Genomic DNA, 1,760 nt, shown 5'->3' with positions numbered 1-1,760 from the left:
GCAGTTCGACGCCGTGCTGCAGGGCATGCAGTCACAGGCCGTGGGCGCGCAACAGATCACCGAGACCATGATGCAGCTGAACGACGCCACCCAGCAGACCGTGGAGTCGCTGCGCTCGACCAGCGAAGCGGTGCAGCAGCTGCAATATGCGGCCGGGGCGCTGCAGAGCAGCGTGGCGACTTTTTCGGTGAATGCACAGTAAGGCGCGGGAACGCACAGCGGCGCAGTTTCCCGCCATGGCGGACGCGGCCCATGGCAGAATGGCGTATTGCCACTGGAATACAGGAGAACCCATGCTCAAAGACCTGAGTATCAAGAAGAAACTCTACTTCGGCTTTGGCGCCATTCTCGCCATCATCACCGTGCTGCTGCTGGTGGCATACAACAATTTCAACCGCCTGTCCGAAGCCAACGGCTGGGACCGGCACACGATGGACGTGCTGCTGTCGATCGACCGCGTCAGCAACGACATCCTCGAGGTGCAGGCCGAATCGCGCGGCTACTACCTGACCGGCGACCCGACGCGCGCTGCGCGCATCAAGGGCGAATTGGAAGACGTGTCGGCCTCGCTGCTGAAGGCGCGCGAGCTGACGCGCGACAATCCGGCCCAGCTGGCCAGGCTGGCCAAGGTGCGCGCGCAAGTCGATCAGTGGGTCAAGGAAGTCATCGAGGTACAGGTGGCACGGCGCGCCCAGCTCGGCGACGCGCCCGGCGCGGCGGACGCCATCGGCCGCGCATCGGACTCCCAGCTCAGGCAGGGCAGCCCGCTGATCCGCTCCATCCACGACGAGCTGGAAGCCGCATCGGCGGATGAAACCCGGCTGCTGGCGGCGCGCACGAAGGAATCGTCCGAGCTGCAGCGCTCCATGCTGCTGGTGCTGCTGGCCGGCGGTGCGGCCTGTATCGCGCTGGGCGCGCTGATCGCCTATGTGCTGTCGCAGGCGCTGATGGCGCCGCTGACCAATCTGACCCAGGCGGTGGGCCGCATCGCCGCCGGCGAAATCGGCGCGCGCGCCGCCGTGATCTCGGGCGACGAACTGGGACAGGTGACGACGGAATTCAACCGCATGGCGCAGGCCATGCAGGACAGCCAGGCCAGGGAACTGGCCGACACCAACCTGCTGCGCGCCAAGGTCGATGCGCTGCTGGCAGTGGTGTCCAAGGCCGCCTCCGGCGACCTGACGGGCAAGGTGACGGTGGCCGGCGACGACGCCATCGGCCGGCTGGGCCACGGCCTGGCCACCATGTTCGACAACCTGCGCGCGCTGCTCAACAATATCCAGAAGGCCGGCATCCAGGTCACCACCTCGGCCACCGAAATCGCCGCCTCGGCCAAGCAGCAGGAAGCGACCGGCGTCGAGCAGGCCCAGACCAGCGTGGAGGTGCTGAGCACCACCAAGGAAATCTCGGCCAACACCGCGCAGCTGCTGCAGACCATGGAAAGCGCCACCGCCGTGGCCGACTACACCACCAGCGCCACCGCCGAGGCGCAGGACAACCTGAAGCGCATGGACGAGACCATGCAGCACATGGTGGCGGCCACCGATTCGATCAACGCCAAACTGGCCGCGCTATCCGAGAAGGCCTCCAACATCAACAGCGTGCTGACCACCATCACCAAGGTGGCCGACCAGACCAACATCCTTTCGCTGAACGCGGCCATCGAGGCCGAGAAGGCCGGCGAAGCCGGGCGCGGTTTCTCGGTGGTGGCCACCGAGATTCGCCGCCTTGCCGACCAGACCTCGGTGTCGACCTGGGAC

General features: G+C 66.5%; 1 protein-coding gene and 1 pseudogene. Both read left to right on the top strand.

The features are described from left to right. A pseudogene (locus AC6H42_RS25610) lies at nt 1-202 on the top strand (chemotaxis protein); the annotation flags it as partial. A gap of 91 nt (nt 203-293) precedes the next feature. Continuing rightward, the coding region (locus AC6H42_RS25605) for a HAMP domain-containing methyl-accepting chemotaxis protein (RefSeq protein ID WP_497549260.1) at nt 294-1,760 on the top strand (1,467 nt) is incomplete at its 3' end.

The sequence above is a fragment of the Massilia sp. NBRC 108631 genome (genome assembly GCF_059704565.1).
Note: the sequence above shows the minus strand (reverse complement) of the source record. Positions and strands in the feature narration are given on the sequence as shown.